The sequence below is a fragment of the Streptomyces sp. NBC_00029 genome (genome assembly GCF_045160505.1).
Taxonomy (GTDB): Bacteria; Actinomycetota; Actinomycetes; order Streptomycetales; family Streptomycetaceae; genus Streptomyces.
In genome coordinates, this window is record NZ_CP108292.1 from 1,375,589 (window position 1) to 1,393,973 (window position 18,385).

The following is an 18,385-nucleotide window of genomic DNA, read 5'->3' on the forward strand; positions in this document are numbered from 1 at the left end:
GGCATGATCGTGCATGTTCGTGAATTTTCTTCGGCGAACATCCCTTTCAGGGCTTGTGTCACCCGGCGAGTTCTTCGGCCCGGTGCGCCAGCCACAAGTCGTGGCGGACGCTCGGGGACTGCAGCAGCGAGCGCTCCAGCAGGGCTTCGATCCGGGCCAGCCGCTTGCGGGCACCCGGTACGGAGACCCCGAGCGCGGCGGCGGCCGGTACGAGCCGGGCGTCGTGCTCCAGCCAGGTGCGGACCGTGGTCCGGGCGCCGGCCGGGGCGTCCGGGCCGGTCAGCCGGCTCAGGTGGGACCTGGCCCACGCGGTCAGCCGCGGATCGCGCAGGACCCCGTCGAGCCCGGGGGCCGCCGCCGGCGCCGCGGCGCCGATCCCCCGCCCCGCGCCCGGGGTCAGCCGCAGCGCCAGGGAGAGCGCCGCCTGATCGCCGAGGCGGGCGAGGTCCAGTCCGAGGAGCGTCTCGACCAGCCGGATCCTGGCGGACAGGGTGTTGCGGTGGACCCTCAGCAGCCGGGTGGCGTGCGAGCCGAAGTTGAGCCAGGCGTGGGCGGTGGTGCGCAGTTCCTGTCCGTCGGGGTCCTGGGGGCGCCGGGGTCCGTACGAGTGCAGGGGCGCGAGCAGGGCCCATGCCCAGTCGGCCCCGGCCTCGTGGGCCGCGAGCGCCAGCTCCGGGCCGGGGCCGAACCGGGCGTGCCGTTCGCCGCGGCCCCGGGCGACGGCCAGGGCGTGGAAGGCCTGGGTGTAGGCGGTCGGGGCCTGGCTCAGGGCCAGCTCCCCACTGACCCCGACGGCGCAGTCCGGGGCGATCGCCGTCAGCGCCCCGGCGAGGGGGTCGTGGTCGGCCGACACCGCGTCCGCGTCGGCCGGGACCAGGATGATGAGGTGGCGCACGTATACCGGGCAGGGCACGACCCAGGCCCGGCCGCCGGTCAACTCTTGGCACAGGCGGGCCACTTCGGCGCGCCGGCCGATCCGGCACTCGGCGACGTACAGCCGGATCGGGTCGGGCAGCGGGGGCCGCAGCGCCTCGGCGATCTGATGGGCGGCAGGGAGCCCGCCGTTCATCAGCAGGCGGAGCACGGCCTCGCGGGCGCGCGCCTCGGCGACCGCGGCCCGCTCCTCCCGCCGCTCGGCCTCCTCGGCGCGCAGCACGAGGGCCAGCGGTACGGCCGCGTCCGCCAGCAGCGCGGACGCGTCGGGCGGGTGCGGCAGCGGCAGCACGGCGGCCAGGGCCCGCCCGGCGTCCAGCGCGAACAGCAGGGTGGCGGACCCGTCGCCGTGCAGGACGGCCGACCGTACGCCGCGGGCGCTCATCTCGGCGGCGCCGCGGACGGCGGCCTCGGGTGCTTCCCCGGACCGCTCCCGATCCGCGCCGGCGGCGGGACCGCCCCCGCGCACCACTCCGGTCCATCCGCCGAGGCGGGCGGCGAGCCAGTCCAGCAGCGCGGCCGACCCCCCGGTGTGGGCGAGCCGGTGGACCTTGAGTACGTCGTCGGACCGTGACACCGGCGCATTCAACCACCCGCCGCACACTGTGCGCTGTGATACCGGTCTCGCCCGGTCACTGGGCAGTGCGAACCCTGCGCAGGGGCGCGCGCCCGCGTAGGTTTGTCCATGAGCGGACGGGCCCCGGCGCCCATGAGTACGAATACGGGGGAGGCACCGGGGTCCGCCGCTCACATCCGGGCGGCCGCGCTGCGGATGGCCTCCCGGATGCGGAAGTACGTACCGCAGCGGCAGATGTTGGCGATGGCGTCGATGTCCTCGTCCGTAGGCTCGCTCGTGCGCTTCAGCAGCGCGACGGCGGCCATGATCTGGCCGGGCTGGCAGAAGCCGCACTGGGCGACGTCCTGTTCGAGCCAGGCCTCCTGCACGGGGTGCAGGTCGTCCCCGTCCGCCAGGCCCTCGATGGTGGTCACCGCCCTGCCCGCGCACGCCGAGACGGGCACCACGCAGGGACGGATGTCGGCGCCGTCCAGATGGCTGGTGCAGGCCTTGCAGACGTCCACCCCGCAGCCGTACTTGGGGCCGCGCACACCCAGTATGTCGCGGAGCACCCAGAGCAGGGGGAGGTCGTCGGGCGCGTCCACGGTGACGCTCCGCCCGTTGACGGTGAAGGTGTGCGAGGGCACGGAGTACTCCTGGATCCTGGGGCTAGCGGGGATACGGGGTGAAGTCGACGTCGAAGTCGAGGGGGAAGCTGCGCGGCTTCGAACCGGTGGCCCTGGCCCAGGCGTTGGCGATCGCGCCGACCGCCGCGGGCACGCCGAGCTCGCCCGCGCCACCCGGCTCGTCGCCGGTGGCCGGCAGCACGAAGACCCGTACGTCGCGCGGGGTGTCGCGCTGTTTCGCCCAGTGGAACTGGCTGTAGCTGCCTTCCAGGGGCAGCCCCTTGTCCAGGTGCAGCCCGGCGCGCAGGGTGGTGGAGATCGCGTCGGTGAGGCCGCCGATCATCTGGGCCTCCAGTCCGCGCGGGTTGACCGGCAGGCCCACGTCCACTGCGATGACCGCCTTCGTGACGCGCACGTGGTCCGGGTCCCGGGTGTCGATCTCGACGAGACAGGCGGTGCGGGACTTGTACTCCTCGTGGAAGGCGATGCCCTGCGCGCATCCGGCCGGCATCGCCCGGCCCCAGTCGCCCTCTTGGGCCGCCTTGTCGAGTACGGCGCGCTGGGCGTCGGTCTTCAGGAAGGTGCGCCGGAAGGCGTACGGGTCCCGGCCCGTCCGGGCGGCGAGTTCGTCGACGACGATCTCCTCGGCTCCGCGCGTGTTGGCGGAGTACACCGAGCGCCAGGAGCCGGTGGGGATCCCGGTGGGGACCTCGGTGAGCGCCTGCGTGGTGAGTCCGAAGTGGTACGGGGACTTCACCGTGGTCAGGAAGAGGGTCTGGGCGAGGGTGGCGTTGCCGATGCCGAGGGGCAGGCTGGCCGCGGTGGCGGTGATGATCTCGCCGAGGCCGTGCCGGAAGTCGGTCTCGGCGGCGGCGACGCGGTGCTCGAAGCTGAGCACCTCGCCCAGGAGGTGGGTGGCGCGGATCCGGTGGTGGGTCGCGGGGCGCATCCGGCCGTGGCGGGTGTCGTCCACACGCGTCCACATCAGCCGGACCGGGCGCCGGCAGGCCTTGGAGATCCGGGCGGCCTCCAGGGCCGCGTCGAAGAAGAGCCGCCGGCCGAAGGACCCGCCGGCCTGGACCACGTGGACCTTGACCTTGGAGAGGGGCAGGCCGAGGTCGGCGGCGATGGTCTCGCGGGCCACGATGGGGGACTTGAGGCCGGACCAGATCTCGGCCCGGTCCTCGCGCACGTCGGCGATGGCGGAGTTGGTCTCCATCGGGGCGTGGCTGACGAAGGCGAAGTCGAACTCGGCGTCCACGTAGGGGGTCAGCAGGGGCGGGACGAGCAACGGCGGGGTGGCGGCGCGCAGCTTGGCGCGGACCTGGGCGTCGGAGAGCTGGTCGGCGGGGCCGGGGCCCCAGGTGACCTGGAGGGCGGACTTGGCGTCGATGGCCTGCCCGAAGGTCTCGGCGACGACGGCGACCCCGGTCGGGACGGTCACCACGTGCAGGACACCGGGCATGGCCCGGACGGCGGCGAGGTTGGCGACGGTGCGGACCGTGCCGCCGAGGGTCGGCGGGCGGCGCACCACGCAGGGTTTGGCGCCGGGCACCTCCAGGTCGAGGGTGTACTGCAGGGCGCCGGTGACCATGGCCCGGGCGTCGACCCGGCCGGTCGGCTTCCCCACGAGGGTGTGCCCGGCCCTCTTCTTGGGGGTGGCGCCGAGGACGACGAGGCCGGGGTCGGCCGCGGCCGCGGCGAGTTCCCCGTAGCCGGCGGTGCGGCCGTCGGGGGCGCGGACGGCGCCGCCGGCAGTGGTCAGCGAGGCCGGGGTCAGGCCCCAGCGGCGGGCGGCGGCGGCGACGAGGCGGGCCCGGGCGGTGGCGGCGCACTGGCGGACCGGTCCGTAGAGGGAGCGGATCGAGTTGGAGGATCCGGTGAGCTGGTTGAAGAGCAGCTCGGGCCGGGCGTCGTCCAGCTCCACGCGTACGTCGGTCAGTGGCGCGTCGAGTTCCTCCGCGACCAGCATGGCGACGGCGGTGGTGAGGCCCTGGCCGACCTCCTCGCGCGGCAGGCGGAAACGGACGGTGCCGTCCGCCTCGACGGCGAGCGCCAGCAGGGCGGAGGTGGGAGCTCCGGCCAGGATGAACAGGTCGCCGAGGTCGATCACGTCGGCGATGGCCGGCAGGGAGGGCACCACGGCGTGGGCGGACTGCGGGGCCAGCGCGTCGGCGGCGGCCCGGGTGACCAGGGCCAGGGTCGGTGCGGCCACGAGGTGGGTCAGGAAGGAACGGCGGCTCCGCCCCGTGGCGCGGTCCCGGCCGGTGGCACGGTCCCGGCCCGCGGCGTGGTTCTGGTCGTCGGCGCGGTCCCGGTCGGTGGCACGGTCCCGGTCGGTCATGTTGTGTGTCCCCACGCTGCGCGGGCCCGCCCGCGCAGACCTCCCCCGGTTATTACCGGCACGTAGAGTAGCCATTCGCCGGTGCGCTGGGAAGCCCCGATTCCGCCCCGTCACTCAGGCGCCATCACTCCTTCGGGGGTATCCCGATGGGCCGCCTTGATCCGCCCTTTACGCGAGGCGCACGGCCCGCGCGCCTCGTACATCTCGGCCGTACGATCGACCGGCGGCCGCCGGAGGGCCTTGTTCCGGCCACCGCTCCCCGCGGCTCCCCACCGTGCCACGATCCCCACCAGCCCCTGCCGGTCCGTCACCCCGCAGCCCTGCTGACCGGATTCGTTCGCACGCTCCGGAAAGGCCGGAAGGCCTACGGCATATACCAGAAGCAAGAACGTAGCGGATGTTGCCAAACGCCTTACACACCGTCGCGCCCTGTGCAACAGTCGTTACCGGTCCTTCCTTCAGACTTGGCCGTGCCGCGCCTGTATCGGAGTTCTCATGCCGTCCCACCTGTTCGCGGACCGTCCCGCGCAGCCGCCCGAGCCGGGGTCGGTGGACGCGCTGATCTCGCAGACCCGGCGACTGCGGGGCGAAGTGGACGCGGTCCGCCGCGACACCGTCGTCGACGACGACGACGCCCAGGGCCGCTGGCAGCGCGCGCTGTGCGATCTCGCCGTCCACCACCTCGACGACCTCCGCGAGCACCTCGGCCAGCTCAAGGAAGGCCTGCCGCCGCCGCCCGAGACCGTCGAGTACCCGCAGGCCGCGCCCGAGGCCGGACCCGAAGCCCATACCCGCGTCGGCAGCGCCGAGTGGAACCTGCTGACCGACGAGGTCAGTTGGTCCGACGAGCTGTTCCAGATCTTCGGCCGCTCGCCCGAGTCCGGCGCGCTCCCCCTCGACGAACTGGGCTCGACCCTGTTCTCCGAGGACCAGCCGCTGCTCACCGCGTGGGTCACCGCCTGTCTGGTGGACGGCAAGCCGATCGACGGCGAGTTCCGCATCGTCCGGGCCGACGGCCGTGTCCGGACCTTGCACATGAGGGGCGAGCCGGTACTCGACTCCGACGGCTGCACGGCCTCGATGTGGGCCGTCATGCGGGACGTGAGTGAACTGCGCCGGAGCCAGCGGGCGGTGCGCGAGTCACGGGACTCGCTGCAGCGCCAGCGGGAGATCGCGCAGACCGAGCACCGGCTGGCGGTCGAGCTGCAGGAAGCCGTGCTCCCCCCGTGGCGCGGCTCCCTGCGGTTCCCGTACGGCAGCGCCGGCACACTGGACGTCGCCGCGCACTACCTTCCCTCCGCGACCAGCGCTCTGATCGGCGGCGACTGGTACGACGCCCTCGAACTCCCCGACGGCTGCTCGATGCTGACGGTCGGTGACCTGACCGGCCACGGAGTGACCGCGACCTCCGGCATGGCGATGATGCTGGGCGCCCTGCGCGGCATGGCCATGGCGGGTATCGAGCCGGGCCCGCTGATGGGCTGGCTCAACCAGCTCCTGGAGAACTCCGTACAGCCCGCGCTCGGTTCCGCCGTGTGCTGCCGCTACGACCCCGCGCGCCAAGTGCTGTCCTGGGCTCAGGCGGGCCACCCGGCACCCCTGTTGTTCCGCCGCGGGTCGGGGCGTTCCCTGGTCCCGCCGGAGGGCGTACTGCTGGGCGCGACCTCCGGAGCCACGTACGGGCAGGCCGAGGAACGGCTCGAGGTCGGCGACCTGCTGATCCTGCACACCGACGGACTCACCACGCGCAGCATCGAGTTCAGCCGGGCGGACGGGACCGAGCGGCTGCTGGCGCTCGCGCCGCGGTTCTCGGCGGCGCGGTCGGCGCAGGACTGCGTGAGGATCGTGATCGAGGAGTTCGGCGAGAGCGAGCGGGAGGACGACGCCTGCGTGCTCGTCGCCCGGGTCGGCGGGTAACGCGTCGGCCGGTGATCCATCGGCCCTCCGGGCTGTCGTACGGGCTTCAGGGGCCGCGCCGGAAGGCGCGGCCTTTCTCGTCTCCGCACCAGGCCGCTTACAGGGCTCCGTACGAGGTCCCGTACGGGGCTCCGCGCCCGGGGCCGCGGGGGCCGGCGAGGGACTACGCCCCCGCACCGCGCGGGGCGCGCGCCGCCGGGGCGTCGGGGAGGGCCAGCTTGATCTCCTGGCGGAGGTCCTCGATGCGCGCGTACCCGGAGTACTGGGCGGTGAGCCGGTACATCTCGCGCAGCCGGTCCCAGGTCCGGTGCGAGGAGGTCTCGTTCATCGAGACCAGGGCGAGGCGCGCGTACCGGTCCGCCTGCTCCGGTTCGTCGGCGATGAAGCAGGCCGAGGCCATGGAGATGTAGTCGAAGATCTGCGAGCGCTGATAGCCCTCGCCCCGCAGCCGCAGGGCCTCCCTGGCGTGGCGCGCGGCGATCGGAGCCGCCGCGGCGTCGTGGTCCGCCAGCGTCCGGTAGGCAAGGGCCTGCATGCCGTGCAGGTCCGCCTCGTCGAAGTGCTGCATCCAGCTCGGCGGCGGCACGTCCCCCTTGTCGGAGACGAACAGCTCCTCCGCCTCGCCCAGGGTGCGGCGCATGGCCTGGCCCTTGCCCATGGCGGCCTGCGCCCAGGCCTCGATGGTGTGCAGCATGGCGCGCGTGCGCGGCAGCGTCTGCTCTCCCGAGCCGGACTGGGCGAGCTTCATCAGGTCCAGCGCCTCGTTCGGCTTGCCCAGGTGGACCATCTGGCGCGCGGCGCGGGACAGCGCCTCTCCGGCGCGCGGCCGGTCGCCCCCCTCACGGGCCGCGTGCGCGGCGATGACGAAGTACTTCTGCGCGGTGGGTTCGAGACCCACGTCGTGGGACATCCAGCCGGCGAGGACCGCCAGGTTCGCCGCCACCCCCCACAGGCGCCGCTGCAGGTGGTCGGGGTGGTGGTAGGCGAGCATGCCGCCCACTTCGTTGAGCTGGCCGACGACCGCCTTGCGCTGGAGTCCGCCACCCCTGGAGGCGTCCCAGGCCCGGAACACGTCGACGGAGCGCTCCAGGGCCTCGATCTCCTGGGAGCCGATCGGGGCGGCCTCGTAGCGGTCGTAGCCCGCTGGGTCTGCCTGGAAGGAATCCCCGAAGTTGCGGGCCTCCTTCGCCAGGGCGGGGTCGGTGTGCAGCCAGTCGTACATGGCATTGCTGAGGGCGGAGCCGGCGGTGAGCACCGCTCCCGCGCCCATCAGACCGCGACGGTTGAGCATGAGGTCCATTCCCGTGAATTCGGTGAGGACCGCGGCTGTGCGTTCGGGCGCCCACGGCATTCCGTCGGGGTTCTCTCGAGCCCCGTCCGGCTGCCGTCTGGAGGTGCGCCGCTGCCGTACGAACCCGAGGTCCTCGATGGTCACGACACGACCGAGCCGCTCGGTGAACAGTGCTGCCAGTACCGTGGGCACCGGTTCGCGGGGGGCCTCCCCCATGTCGATCCAGCGCCGCACCCGCGAGGTGTCGGTGGCCAGCTGGGGGTGGCCCATGGCCGCCGCCTGCCGGTTTACCATCCTCGCCAGTTCGCCCTTCGACCAGCCGGCCAGGCCGAACAGGTCGTTCAAGCGGGTGTTTGGACCTTTGCTCACGTCAAGCCCCCAGGTTCTCGGCTGAGTTGACAGTAGCCCGCCGTCAGATGCCCAGCGACTATTCGCCAGGCTTCGCCAGGGCACGCCCGATGGTTCGCCACCTCGCGCCGGGTGTCAGGTAGGAATGCGCCTCCCCGCCCCGGTTCACCGGCGGAACTCCCCAGGGTGAAGTACGGGATCCGGCGGGGTGGCGTACGCAACTCGTCGGCGCACGAAGGGATCCGTATCACCATGTACGCAGCAACGTCCTCCGTGTCCGCACCGGTCCGGTCGCACCGCACGCTCCCGGCGGGCGGCGGCCCCTACCTCGAACCCGGCCGCCCGTCGGCCCAGGCTCAGGGCGTCGTCCGGGCGCGGCGGATGCCGGGTACCGGATCGCAGCCCGTCAGCGGAAGAATCGACCTCTCGGGGCCGCAGGGGGCGCAACTGCGCACCGCGCTCGCCTCGGTGCAGCGGATCTGTCCGGAGTTCGCCCCGGTTCAGGTGCTGCGGCGCAGCGGCCGCTCGGTCCTCCTGGTGGGCACCACCGGTCGGATGACCGCCGTCGCGAAGGTTTTACTGGATCACTCGCCGGAATGGCGTGAGCGCTACCGGCACGAAATAGCGGCGTACCGGGCGTTCGTCCGGCACCGCCCGCCGGTCCGGGTGCCGCGGCTGATCGCCGCCGACCCCGAGAACTGCACGCTGGTGGTGGAGCGGATGGCGGGCCGGGTCGCGGCGCTGCAGCGGCACCCGGTGGAGCCGCCGCCGCGGGTGGACCTCCGGGCGGCCCTGGGCGCGGTGTGTCGCGTCAACCAGTGGCGGCCGCCGGCGGACCTGTTCGGCACCCCGATGAACTACGCGCGGCGGATCGCCCGTGACTACGAGCTGGGCCTGCTGACCGACCGGGACCTGGGTGACCTGCAGAAGCTGCTGCACGGCGTGAAGCTGTCGGGCACGGGACTGCAGTTCAACCACGGTGACGCCCTCCTGTCGAACCTGCTGCTGTCGCCGGCCGGTCCGGTCCTGCTCGACTGGGAGCACGCGGGCTGGTACCTGCCCGGGTACGACCTGGCCACGCTGTGGACGGTGCTGGGCGACGCCCCGGCCGCCCGCGCGCAGATCAGCCGGCTCGCGCAGTCCGCCGGTCCGGCCGCGCGGGACGCCTTCCTGGTCAATCTGATGCTGGTGCTGACCAGGGAGATCCGGATGTCGGAAACGGCGGTGCAGCGCTCGATGCTGGCGACCTCCCCGGCCCAGCCTCTGCCGGTGGGCGCCCTGACCTCCGGCGAGGAGCAGCGGCTGCTGCTGCGCCGTCTGCACGACGACGCGGGGATGGCGCGCCGGGCGGTGCGCGCGGCGGTAGGCACGCGCTGATTCGTCCCCCGTACGCGAAGCCCCGTGGCCCCCACCGCCACGGGGCTTCGCCCGTTCACAGGTGCGCAGGTACGGGAATGCCCCATCGGGCTCCGTTAGCGTGGGGAGACGACCGACGGGAGGCGCTGATGAAGTCCGTGGTGCGCAAGTGGGAGGCGGTGCGGGAGTTCGCCCTCGGCCTTCCGGAGGCCTTGGAGGATCACCCGTGGGGGCCTGAGGACTGCGTGGTGAAGGTGAACAAGAAGATCTTCGTCTTCCTGGGCAACACCGACGGGCCCGGGAAGCCCGGTATCTCCGTCAAGCTCAAGGACGAGGCCCTGCACGGGCACGCGATGACCGCGCCGGGGGCGGAGCCCACGGGTTACGGTCTGGGCCGCTCCGGCTGGGTGTCCGTCCCGCTGGGGGAGAAGGGGGCGCCCTCGGTGCAGGTGCTGTGCGAGTGGGTGGAGGAGAGCTACCGCACGGTGGCGCTCAAGCGGCAGGTGAGGGAACTGGACGCCCGTTCGCCGGCACAGGACTGAGCGCCCGGCCCATGTGCGGGCGCCGGATGCCTTGACATCACATGATCCCCCGAACACTTTTCTGACTCAGCATCAGACATGCTGGAGGCACTTCCCCTCGCCCTTGACTTCGCTGGAGCCTGCCCATGTCCGCAAGCGCTTCACGCACCTCCCCCAACGCCCTTCCTTCCAGACGCGGGGTCCTCGCCGGTACGGGGGCCGGGGTGCTCGCCGCCACCGTGCTGCCCTCCGCCTCGGCCCGCGCCGACAGCGCTCAGGACGGGCCCTTGCTCGGCGAGTACGACGTCGTCGTGGCCGGGTCCGGGGCCGCCGGGATGACCGCCGCGCTCACCGCCGCCAAGCGGGGGCTGAGCGTGCTGGTGGTCGAGAAGGCCCCGACCTTCGGCGGATCGGCCGCGCGGTCCGGGGCCGGCATCTGGCTCCCCAACAATTCGGTGATCCTGGGCGCGGGGGTGCCGGACACCCCGCAGAAGGCGGCGACGTACCTCGCGGCCGTGGTCGGGCCGGAGGTGCCGGCCGACCGGCAGGCCGCGTTCCTCGCGAACGGGCCCCGGATGCTGGACTTCGTGATGGCCAACAGCCCGCTGAAGTTCCGCTTCATGGAGGGGTACAGCGACTACTACCCCCAGCTGCCGGGCGGGATGCCGAACGGCCGTTCCATCGAGCCGGACCAGATCGACGGCCGTCTCCTGGGCGCGGAACTGGCCCGCCTGAACCCGGCGTACATGCCGGTCCCGGCAGGCATGGTGGTCTTCAGCCAGGACTACAAGTGGCTGAACCTGGCGGCGGTGAGCGCCAGGGGGCTCGCGGTATCCACCGAGTGCCTGGCCCGCGGCACGCAGGCGGCGCTGCGCGGTGAGAAGCCGCTGACGATGGGCCAGGCCCTGGCGGCCGGACTGCGCGCCGGACTCCAGCGGGCGGGCGTACCGGTGTGGCTGAACACTCCGCTGCTGGACCTGGTCCAGGAGGCCGGTTCGGTCACCGGAGTGGTGGTGGAGAAGGAGGGCGTGCGGGGCACCGTACGGGCCCGGCGCGGGGTGGTCATCGGCTCGGGCGGTTTCGAGCACAACGCGGCGATGCGTGCGCAGTACCAGCAGCAGCCGATCGGCACCCAGTGGTCGGTGGGCGCGAAGGAGAACACCGGCGACGGGATCCGGGCGGGGCAGCGGGCCGGGGCCACGCTGGCGCTGATGGAGGACGCGTGGTGGGGGCCGTCGATCCCGCTGCCCGGCGAGCCGTACTTCTGTCTCGCCGAACGGACCCTGCCGGGCGGGCTGATCGTGAACGCGAACGGCGCGCGGTTCGTCAACGAGGCGGCGCCGTACAGCGATGTGGTGCACCTGATGTACGAGAAGGACCGGGGTGCGCCCGGCTCGCACATCCCGGCCTGGCTGATCGTGGATCAGAACTACCGCAACAAGTACCTGTTCAAGGACATACTGCCGACCCTGCCCTTCCCGGACTCGTGGTACCAGGCGGGCGCGGCGAAGAAGGCGTGGACCTGGGACGCGCTGGCGGGCCAGATCGGGGTCCCGGCGGGCGCGCTGCGGGCGACGCTGGGCCGCTTCAACGCGCAGGCGTGGAGCGGCAACGACTCCGACTTCCACCGGGGGGACACGGCGTACGACCACTACTACACGGATCCGAACGTGCACCCGAACTCGTGTCTGGCACCCGTCTGGGTCCCGCCGTTCTACGCGTTCAGGATCGTGCCGGGGGATCTGGGTACGAAGGGCGGCATCGTGACCGACGCACGGGCGCGGGCCCTGCGGCCGGACGGATCGGTGATCCCGGGCCTGTACGCGGCCGGCAACGCGAGCGCGGCGGTGATGGGCCACAGCTACGCGGGGGCCGGATCGACGATCGGCCCCGCGATGACGTTCGGCTACGTGGCGGCGAACGCCATCGCGGACGCGTGACGCCGGCGCCCGGGAACGGGAACGGGAACGGGAACGATCAGCCCTGCTGGAAGAGCTCGGCGGGGAGCGGCTTCAGGAGCGCGTAGAGGTCATCGGTGATCGGGCGGTCCCAGCTGGCGATGGTGACCAGCACGTTGTCACTGCGGTCGAACTGGACGCAGGAGATGCGGGACTCCGACAGCTTGATCTTCCGGACGATGAGGAGGTTGTCACCCTGCATGACGGGGCAGTCCTCGACGCCGGTGACCTCGACGTCCTCGTCGTTCTCCAGTGCGTCGAGGAGCTGGGCCACCTCGAAGGGGATCTGGCTGTCGGTGAGGTCCCTGGCGGGGGAGCCCTCGGGGAGGTTCCCGATGATCATCGCGGGGCCGCGTCCGCCGAACAGGTCGTAGCGGAGGAAGACACCCTGGCAGCTGCCGTCGGGCGCGGGCAGCAGCCCGGCCCCGAGATTGCCCGGCCAGTCCCCCGGGTCCATGGCCAGGACATCGAAGTCCGGGCCGGCGGGTGTGGCGGCGCGGTGGCGGCGGAGGAAGGACATGCCGCCATGGTACGTGGCCGCGCGAGTTTTCCGGCCCGGGGGCCCGCATCCGGGAACCTGCCCGGGCCGGGCCCGCGGGCCACGGGGGTCAGACCGGTGGGACGAGCGTGAACCAGTGCGGGAGCAGGGCGGCGTCGCCCGTGACGTGCAGGGCGGTGGGCGGGAGACGGTGCCAGAGGAAGAGCGCGAGGTCCGAGGTCCGGCCCGCGGCCTCGACGTCGGCCGGGGCGGTGGAACCGGGCTCCAGCAGCACCTGGTCCCCCGAGAGGAGGACCGTCCAGGATTGCTGACCGTCGGTACTCCGGAAGCGGTACCTCTCCCCCGCGCCCGGCGGTGCCTGTTGCCAGCCGCGGCGGGCCGGGGCCATCACCTCGATCGTCTGGGTCACGGCGTCCGCGGCCACGTCCGGGGCGAGGGGAACCGGGGTGCCGGTCGCGGATTCGGCGTCCCAGCGGTGCACGGCGAGCTCGATCAGCTGCATCCGGAGCCAGAATCCCGTGGTCTGCTCCGCCGACCAGGTCCAGACCGCCGTGTCCGGCCCCAGCTCGTCGAAGAGCTCCGCCAGCTCCCGGGCACCCTGCGCGAACCAGTCGGTCAGGGCGTCCGGGCCGTCGGGGACCTCGGGCAGGGTGAGGCCGGCGGGGTCCGGCGGGGCCGTGAGCCGCTCGCGCAGCACGTAGGCGAGGAAGCGGTGCACTCCGCCCAGGTGCCGGACGAGGTCGGTGACCGTCCAGCCGGGACACGAGGGAACCGCCGGCACCGGCGCGCCGCGGTCGAACGCCCGGCGGACCGCCTTCTCGAACGCCGCCGCCTCGGTCCGGAAGGGGGCGAGCCTCGCGATGTGATCCATGGGATCGACCCTGCCCACCGGGCCGGGGCTCCGATCACTTTGAGCTACGGGCGAACGCCTCCAGTGCGTCCCTGAGCCCGGGCCGGTCGGTGCCCAGCTTGCGGCAGGCCGCCGACAGTGCCCAGTCCGGCGCGGGCAGCACCACCGTCTCCGGGACGGGCTCCTTCTCGGTCCGCACGGCGAGGTCCGCGGCCCGGATCTCCTCCTCGGTGAGCCCGTCCTGCCGGGCGGGCCCGCACGGCAGTGCGCCTCCCATGCCCAGCAGGGTCTCGGCCGTCTCCGCGGCCAGCCCGTCGGCGCCGCACTCCTGCGCCGTCACCACGGCCTGCATCAGCAGGCCGGTGTCGCGCAGCTCGCTCCCGAGCGCGGCCAGGGCGCAGGCCAGTTCGTAGCCCGCCGGGGAGGCGGACAGCAGGGTGACCGCTTCCCGCAGGAGAGCGGCCCGGTCCGCCGGTTCCGCGACCTGCGCCGCCACCCGCAGGGCCTGGCCGATGCCCGAGGCGGCGCCGAAGGCGCGGGCCCGCCGGACGGCGTCGTCGGCCAGGGCGCGGGCCCGCTGCGGATCGTCGGCGGCCACCGCCCGGGCCAGGTGGAGCTGCCACGGGCACCAGGCCGGATTCTGGATGCGGCGCGGGGTCAGCCGCCGGTCGACCGCCTCCAGTTCGGCGATCGCGGTCCGCACCTGCCCCCGGGACAGGAGCAGTTCGGCGTACACGGTCTGCGAGTCGGGGAAGACCACGGCCGCCGGGAAGGGGCTGCCGTACTCGTGCTCCTGTGCCAGCTCCCAGGCCTCCTCGGGCCGGCCGCGCGCGAGCAGGGTCGTCAGGAGGATCGCTATGGCGTACCAGTGCACGGGGGTGCGCCGGCCCACCCGTTCGGCGAGCCGGAGCCCGGCCCGTGCCAGTTCCTCGGCCTCCACGAGCCGCCCGCGCCGGTAGCGGACGTAGGCGCGCAGGCTGTAGGCGAAGGAGAGGTGCGCCCCGCGCCAGCCGTGCCGCTCGAACTCGGCGGTGCCGGTCTCGAACAGCTCCTCGGCGCGTCCGGGCCGGTCGGCGTACATGTGGACCATCGCCGCCAGCACCGGGACCTCGAAGCCGCGGTCCTCGTGGGCCCAGCTGAAGGGCTGCTCCAGTACCCGTCCGGCGTGGTGCAGCACCACGTCCACGGGCTCTCCGCGCAGGCAGGCGTCCCAGGCGCGCAGCCCGATGATGTACCGCTCGGTGAGGTCGCGGCCGGTCAGCCGGTCGGCGAGGCGGGTGAGCCGCCGGGAGCGGGCCGGGGAGTCGGTCTCGGCGGCGTTGAAGGCGTCCCACATGAACTGCTCGGACTGCAGGCGCAGCCGGGCGCGCACGTCCTGGGTGTACGGGATCTCCCGCGCGAGCGATTCCGAGGCCTCGGCGAGGCGGTCGCTGTGCGCGAGGACCTGGGCGAGCCGGATCACGATGCCCTGGCGCAGGGCCGGGTCGTCGGAGGGCTCGGCGAGGGCGGCCCGCAGGTGGTTGACGGTGTTGGCGGGCTCGGTGAGCAGGGAGGCGCAGCCCAGTTCGTAGAGGACGGCGGCGCGTTCGTCGAAGTCCGGGGGCTCCAGCAGGGCGCGGGCGAGCTGGCGGCGGGCGGCCTCGGGGGCGCCGGCCCGCAGGTTCTCGCCGGCGGCCTCGCGCAGGGTGCGTACCACCCAGGGGTCGCTCTCGGGGTGGGTCTCCAGCAGGTGGCGGGCGGCCGCGGAGGAGCCGAGTCCGGCGTCGACGACGGCTGCCGCGGCCTTGCCGTGCAGGGCGACGCGGAGTGCGTCGGGGATGGCGCGGTAGATGGCGGTGGCGATGAGGGGGTGGACGAATTCCAGACCGGCCTCGGCGTCGGGTTCCTCGGCGGCGGCCGCGGAGAGGATGCGGGCGTCGCGCAGGCGGCGGGTGGCGTCCACGGCCTCCTCGGCCCCGAGGGCGGCGACCCGGGCAGCGAGGTCCTGCGGGATGGCGGTGCCGAGGACGGCGCAGGCCCAGGCGAAGCGGACGGTGGAGGGGCCGAGGCGCTCGAGGCGGGCCACGAGGCCGCTGCCGCGCTGGGCGGCGGCGAGGTCGCGCAGCTGCGGGGCGTTCGCCTCGACCGGGGTGAGGCCCTTGCCGCGGACCTTGGCGGTGAGTTCGACGGCTTCGAAGGGGTTGCCGGTGGTGACGGCCCAGGCCTCCTGGCAGAAGGCGTCGTCGGCGTGTGCGCCGACGGACTCGCGGACCAGGGTGGCGACGGCGGCCGGGGTGAGCGGGGCCAGCGGCAGCGGGCGCTGTCCCGCGCGGCCCGGCAGCGTACGGAAGGCGTCGGCGTGCTCGGGCAGTTCGTCGGGGCGGTAGGCGACGACGAGGAGCAGCGGGAGGTGCTCGGCGCGCGGGGCGAAGGCGGCGAGCCAGCCGAGGGACTCGGGGTCGGCCCAGTGGGCGTCGTCGAGGACGAGGGTGACGGGGGCGCGCTTGACGACGAGGTGGGTGAGGACCCAGTCGAGGCCGTCGCGCAGGCCCTGCGGGTCGGGCGGGACTCCCTGCTCGGGGGCGCAGAGCCCGAGGGCCGGGCCGACGATGGAGTACCAGCTCCCGAGGGCGGCGCGCAGCTCCTGCTCGGAGGTACCGGCCAGCTGGGGCTGGATGAGCTGGCGGGCGACGTGGAAGGGCTGGCTCTGCTCCTGTTCGCCGCCGCGGGCGGCGAGGACGGTGCAGTTGCGGGCGTGGGCGCGGCGGCGCAGTTCGGCGAGCAGGGTGGTCTTGCCGAGTCCTGCGGGTCCGGAGAAGGCGAGCAGCGCGCCGCCCGCGTCCGGCCCGGGACCGGTGAGCTGGTCCAGGGCTTCTTCGACGATCGCGAGTTCGGCATCGCGTTCGACCATTGTGCGCCGTGTGCGGGTCCGGCGGTCCGTCATGGCTGGTACCCCCCAGGCCTGTTCGGGGGTTCAGCGTACGCCCGGCGCGCAGCGCAAGGGATGCCACTGCGGAAAAGAATCCGATCTTCTTTTCCGGGGAGTATCAGCCCTGTGCCGAGCGGGCGGCGAGGCCCTCCAGGACGGCCACGGCCTCGGCGGCCCGGTCGGCGGCCACGAAGAGGTGGTCGTGGTGGTAGCCGGCGATGACGTTGCAGCTCAGACCGTGTGCGCCGAGTTCTGCGGCGAAGGCCGCGGTGAGTCCGACGGCGTCGAGCGCGGAGTGGATCCGCAGGGTGATCCAGCCGGCCGTGTAGTCGTAGGCGAGGCCGGCCGCGTCGGCGTCCTCCTGGCGCAGCACGAGGGTGAGTCCCTCGGGTTCGAGGACGGTGGCGACGGGGGCGGTTCCGGCGGGGACGGTGGCGGCGTCGACGGTGCAGAAGACGTACGTCCCCTCGTGCAGCTCGGGCCTCATGCCGCTCAGCAGTGTCCGCAGGTCCCGCTCTCCGCTCATACGGCCGACCCTACCGATCGCCCGGGCCCGTGCGCGGTTCATCGGGAAGCGGGTCGGGTGCCGTGCCCGGGTGCGTGCGTGCGGGTCTGCGGCTCACGGGTACTCCTCAACGTAGTGCGCGGAGCGGCCCCACACCTCGGCGAGCTCCTGCCGGTCAGTGGACGCGATGAGCGCCACGAGGCGGTCCGCCTCCGCCGCCGGGTTCCCGTCGCCGACCGCCAGGGGCACTCCGAGCTGCAGCCACGGCCGGCCGTCCTCCTGCGCCGCCCGCTCGGGGTGGATGAGCACCAGCTCCAGCCGGTTCCGTTCGGACGGGCCGGTCCAGACCGCGTCGAGCTCGCACTCCCACCGCCGTGACCAGGACCGGTCCTCCCGGAGCCGCTCCGCCAGCAAGCCCGCCACCGTCCGGGCGGGCCATTCCCAGGCGCGGTCGTCAGCCGCCCTGCGGACCTCGGCCGCGTACCGTGCGGCGTCGAACCTGAACGCGGGCAGGTCCGCCCGACCGCCGGCCGGATTGCGCCAGCCGTCCCAGATCACCTCGCCGCCCTCCCGCCGCACCGTCACGTACAACGCCCCGCAGCACATCTCGGTGCAGGAGATCCGCGCCAGCCGTACCTCGTGCGGCCCGCCCTCGGCAGCCGCGACGCCTCCCGGCCCGAGAACGACCCACGGGTCCTCGCCCGCCCACGCCGGCCACAGGTCCGCCAGGAGGTCGAGCCCGTCGATCACGGGCCGGACCTGCACCCATCCGCCCGCCGGCACCACGATCCGCAGCTCCAGCAGCTGGCCCCTCCGCTCCTCCGCGCTCATCTCCCTCATCTCCCTCGTCTCTCCCCTCGCTCTCCGCTCACCCTTCCTCGTAGAGCCGCCGGTGCCACCACGGGCGTGGACTCCCCGACCGGTCCGTGGCGGGTGCGTCCCGGTCGAAGACCGTTCGCCTGCGGAACTCCGCGTCCAGGAACCGCAGTACGCCGCCCAGCGCGCGCCGGGCTCCGGGCGGCAGGGCCCGGTACGCGTCGGCCAGTTCGTCCCGGACCGCGGCGACGTCGTCGATCGCGCAGGACGGGGCCGGGCAGACGGCGTAGGTCAGCCGCAGTCGCGAGCCGGGGCTCCGCAGGAAGACGCGATAGCGGTGCAGGAGGTCGCCGAGCGGGTGGAGGCGGGAGCCGGCCGTCCAGTGGGCCTCGGCGCTCGCGGCCGGTGACAGCCGGTCCAGGCACGGCAGTTCACGCGCCCAGGCGGGTGACCGCCGGCCGGCGTGGGTTCCTCGTGCGGCGCGCAGCGCGCCCGGCCGTCTACGCGGCATCGCCCTTTCGGCGGGTGGACATCATGAGCCCCACCCTGCCGGGCGCCCCGGGCCTGCGCAAGGGGGATTCGGCGGCCGGTGGGGATCCGGCGGCCACCGGGCCGGCGGCTCCGCGCCCGGTGGTACGCCGCGTACGTACTCCCCCGGTCAGGTCAGGTCGAACTCACCGCCCCGGGCGTTCAGCACGAACTTGTGCCACTCGTCCGGCGAGAAAATCAGTGAAGGGCTCTCGGGTCGCTCGCTGTTGCGCATCGCGATGAAGCCCTCGACGAAGGCGATCTGGACGTCGCCCACTCCCCGGCTGCTCGACCGCCACTCGGCCTCGGTGAGATCGAGGTCCGGCTTCCCCCAGCCAGCGAGGGGCTGTGAAGTCATGCTCTCGGCCACGTGCGTGCTCCTCCCGGTACGTCGTCCGGGGGCAAGGTTAACCACCGCGGCGGGTGCCG

At 73.5% G+C, this 18,385-nt stretch carries 15 protein-coding genes; 4 read left to right on the top strand and 11 right to left on the bottom strand.

Annotation, left to right across the window (positions count from 1 at the left end; genetic code table 11):
• Positions 1–58 precede the first annotated feature (58 nt).
• From OG753_RS06855 to OG753_RS06865, 3 genes are all read right to left on the bottom strand, one after another.
• Positions 59–1,510 carry a helix-turn-helix domain-containing protein gene (locus tag OG753_RS06855; protein ID WP_405787631.1) on the bottom strand — a complete coding sequence of 484 codons (1,452 nt, stop codon included), beginning with the start codon at positions 1,508–1,510 and terminating at the stop codon, positions 59–61.
• 170 nt (positions 1,511–1,680) lie between these two features.
• Positions 1,681–2,136 carry a (2Fe-2S)-binding protein gene (locus OG753_RS06860; RefSeq protein WP_405787632.1) on the bottom strand — a complete coding sequence of 152 codons (456 nt, stop codon included), beginning with the start codon at positions 2,134–2,136 and terminating at the stop codon, positions 1,681–1,683.
• A 22-nt stretch (positions 2,137–2,158) separates the two neighbouring features.
• Positions 2,159–4,459, bottom strand: a complete 2,301-nt coding sequence (locus tag OG753_RS06865) for a molybdopterin cofactor-binding domain-containing protein (RefSeq protein ID WP_405787633.1) — start codon at positions 4,457–4,459, stop codon at positions 2,159–2,161.
• A gap of 495 nt (positions 4,460–4,954) precedes the next feature.
• Here OG753_RS06865 and OG753_RS06870 point away from each other — a divergent pair, with 495 nt between their 5' ends.
• Positions 4,955–6,376: a SpoIIE family protein phosphatase gene (locus OG753_RS06870; RefSeq protein WP_327260897.1), complete on the top strand. Its 1,422-nt coding sequence runs from the start codon at positions 4,955–4,957 to the stop codon at positions 6,374–6,376.
• A gap of 163 nt (positions 6,377–6,539) precedes the next feature.
• On the opposite strand, the gene OG753_RS06875 is transcribed toward OG753_RS06870, so the two are convergent.
• Complete coding sequence (locus tag OG753_RS06875) at positions 6,540–8,036, bottom strand: hypothetical protein (RefSeq protein WP_405787634.1); 1,497 nt, start codon at positions 8,034–8,036, stop codon at positions 6,540–6,542.
• Between the two features lie 231 nt (positions 8,037–8,267).
• On the opposite strand from OG753_RS06875, the gene OG753_RS06880 reads away from it, so the two are divergent.
• The 3 genes from OG753_RS06880 to kstD all read left to right on the top strand — a co-directional run bounded on the left by OG753_RS06880 (position 8,268) and on the right by kstD (position 11,832).
• On the top strand, positions 8,268–9,392 hold the full coding sequence (locus tag OG753_RS06880) for an aminoglycoside phosphotransferase family protein (RefSeq protein WP_327260899.1): 1,125 nt from the start codon (positions 8,268–8,270) through the stop codon (positions 9,390–9,392).
• Between the two features lie 128 nt (positions 9,393–9,520).
• Positions 9,521–9,913, top strand: coding sequence for an MmcQ/YjbR family DNA-binding protein (locus tag OG753_RS06885; protein WP_327260900.1), 393 nt, complete (start codon positions 9,521–9,523; stop codon positions 9,911–9,913).
• Between the two features lie 125 nt (positions 9,914–10,038).
• Positions 10,039–11,832 (top strand): 3-oxosteroid 1-dehydrogenase, encoded by a 1,794-nt coding sequence (gene kstD / locus OG753_RS06890; RefSeq protein ID WP_405787637.1) that lies wholly within the window; start codon positions 10,039–10,041, stop codon positions 11,830–11,832.
• 37 nt (positions 11,833–11,869) lie between these two features.
• Here kstD and OG753_RS06895 read toward each other — a convergent pair whose 3' ends face one another.
• From OG753_RS06895 to OG753_RS06925, 7 genes are all read right to left on the bottom strand, one after another.
• Positions 11,870–12,370, bottom strand: a complete 501-nt coding sequence (locus OG753_RS06895; protein WP_030384415.1) for a hypothetical protein — start codon at positions 12,368–12,370, stop codon at positions 11,870–11,872.
• A gap of 88 nt (positions 12,371–12,458) precedes the next feature.
• Positions 12,459–13,220 (bottom strand): maleylpyruvate isomerase family mycothiol-dependent enzyme, encoded by a 762-nt coding sequence (locus OG753_RS06900; RefSeq protein ID WP_405787639.1) that lies wholly within the window; start codon positions 13,218–13,220, stop codon positions 12,459–12,461.
• A 34-nt stretch (positions 13,221–13,254) separates the two neighbouring features.
• A complete protein-coding gene (locus tag OG753_RS06905) occupies positions 13,255–16,089 on the bottom strand; it encodes an ATP-binding protein (protein ID WP_405787641.1) in 2,835 nt (944 codons plus the stop codon).
• 136 nt (positions 16,090–16,225) lie between these two features.
• Positions 16,226–16,633 carry an ACT domain-containing protein gene (locus OG753_RS06910; RefSeq protein WP_401683515.1) on the bottom strand — a complete coding sequence of 136 codons (408 nt, stop codon included), beginning with the start codon at positions 16,631–16,633 and terminating at the stop codon, positions 16,226–16,228.
• Between the two features lie 93 nt (positions 16,634–16,726).
• Positions 16,727–17,452: a hypothetical protein gene (locus OG753_RS06915; protein WP_405787643.1), complete on the bottom strand. Its 726-nt coding sequence runs from the start codon at positions 17,450–17,452 to the stop codon at positions 16,727–16,729.
• Positions 17,453–17,480: 28 nt separating this feature from the next.
• Positions 17,481–17,939 (bottom strand): hypothetical protein, encoded by a 459-nt coding sequence (locus OG753_RS06920; RefSeq protein ID WP_327260906.1) that lies wholly within the window; start codon positions 17,937–17,939, stop codon positions 17,481–17,483.
• A gap of 147 nt (positions 17,940–18,086) precedes the next feature.
• A complete protein-coding gene (locus OG753_RS06925) occupies positions 18,087–18,314 on the bottom strand; it encodes a DUF397 domain-containing protein (RefSeq protein ID WP_401280530.1) in 228 nt (75 codons plus the stop codon).
• Positions 18,315–18,385 lie beyond the last annotated feature (71 nt).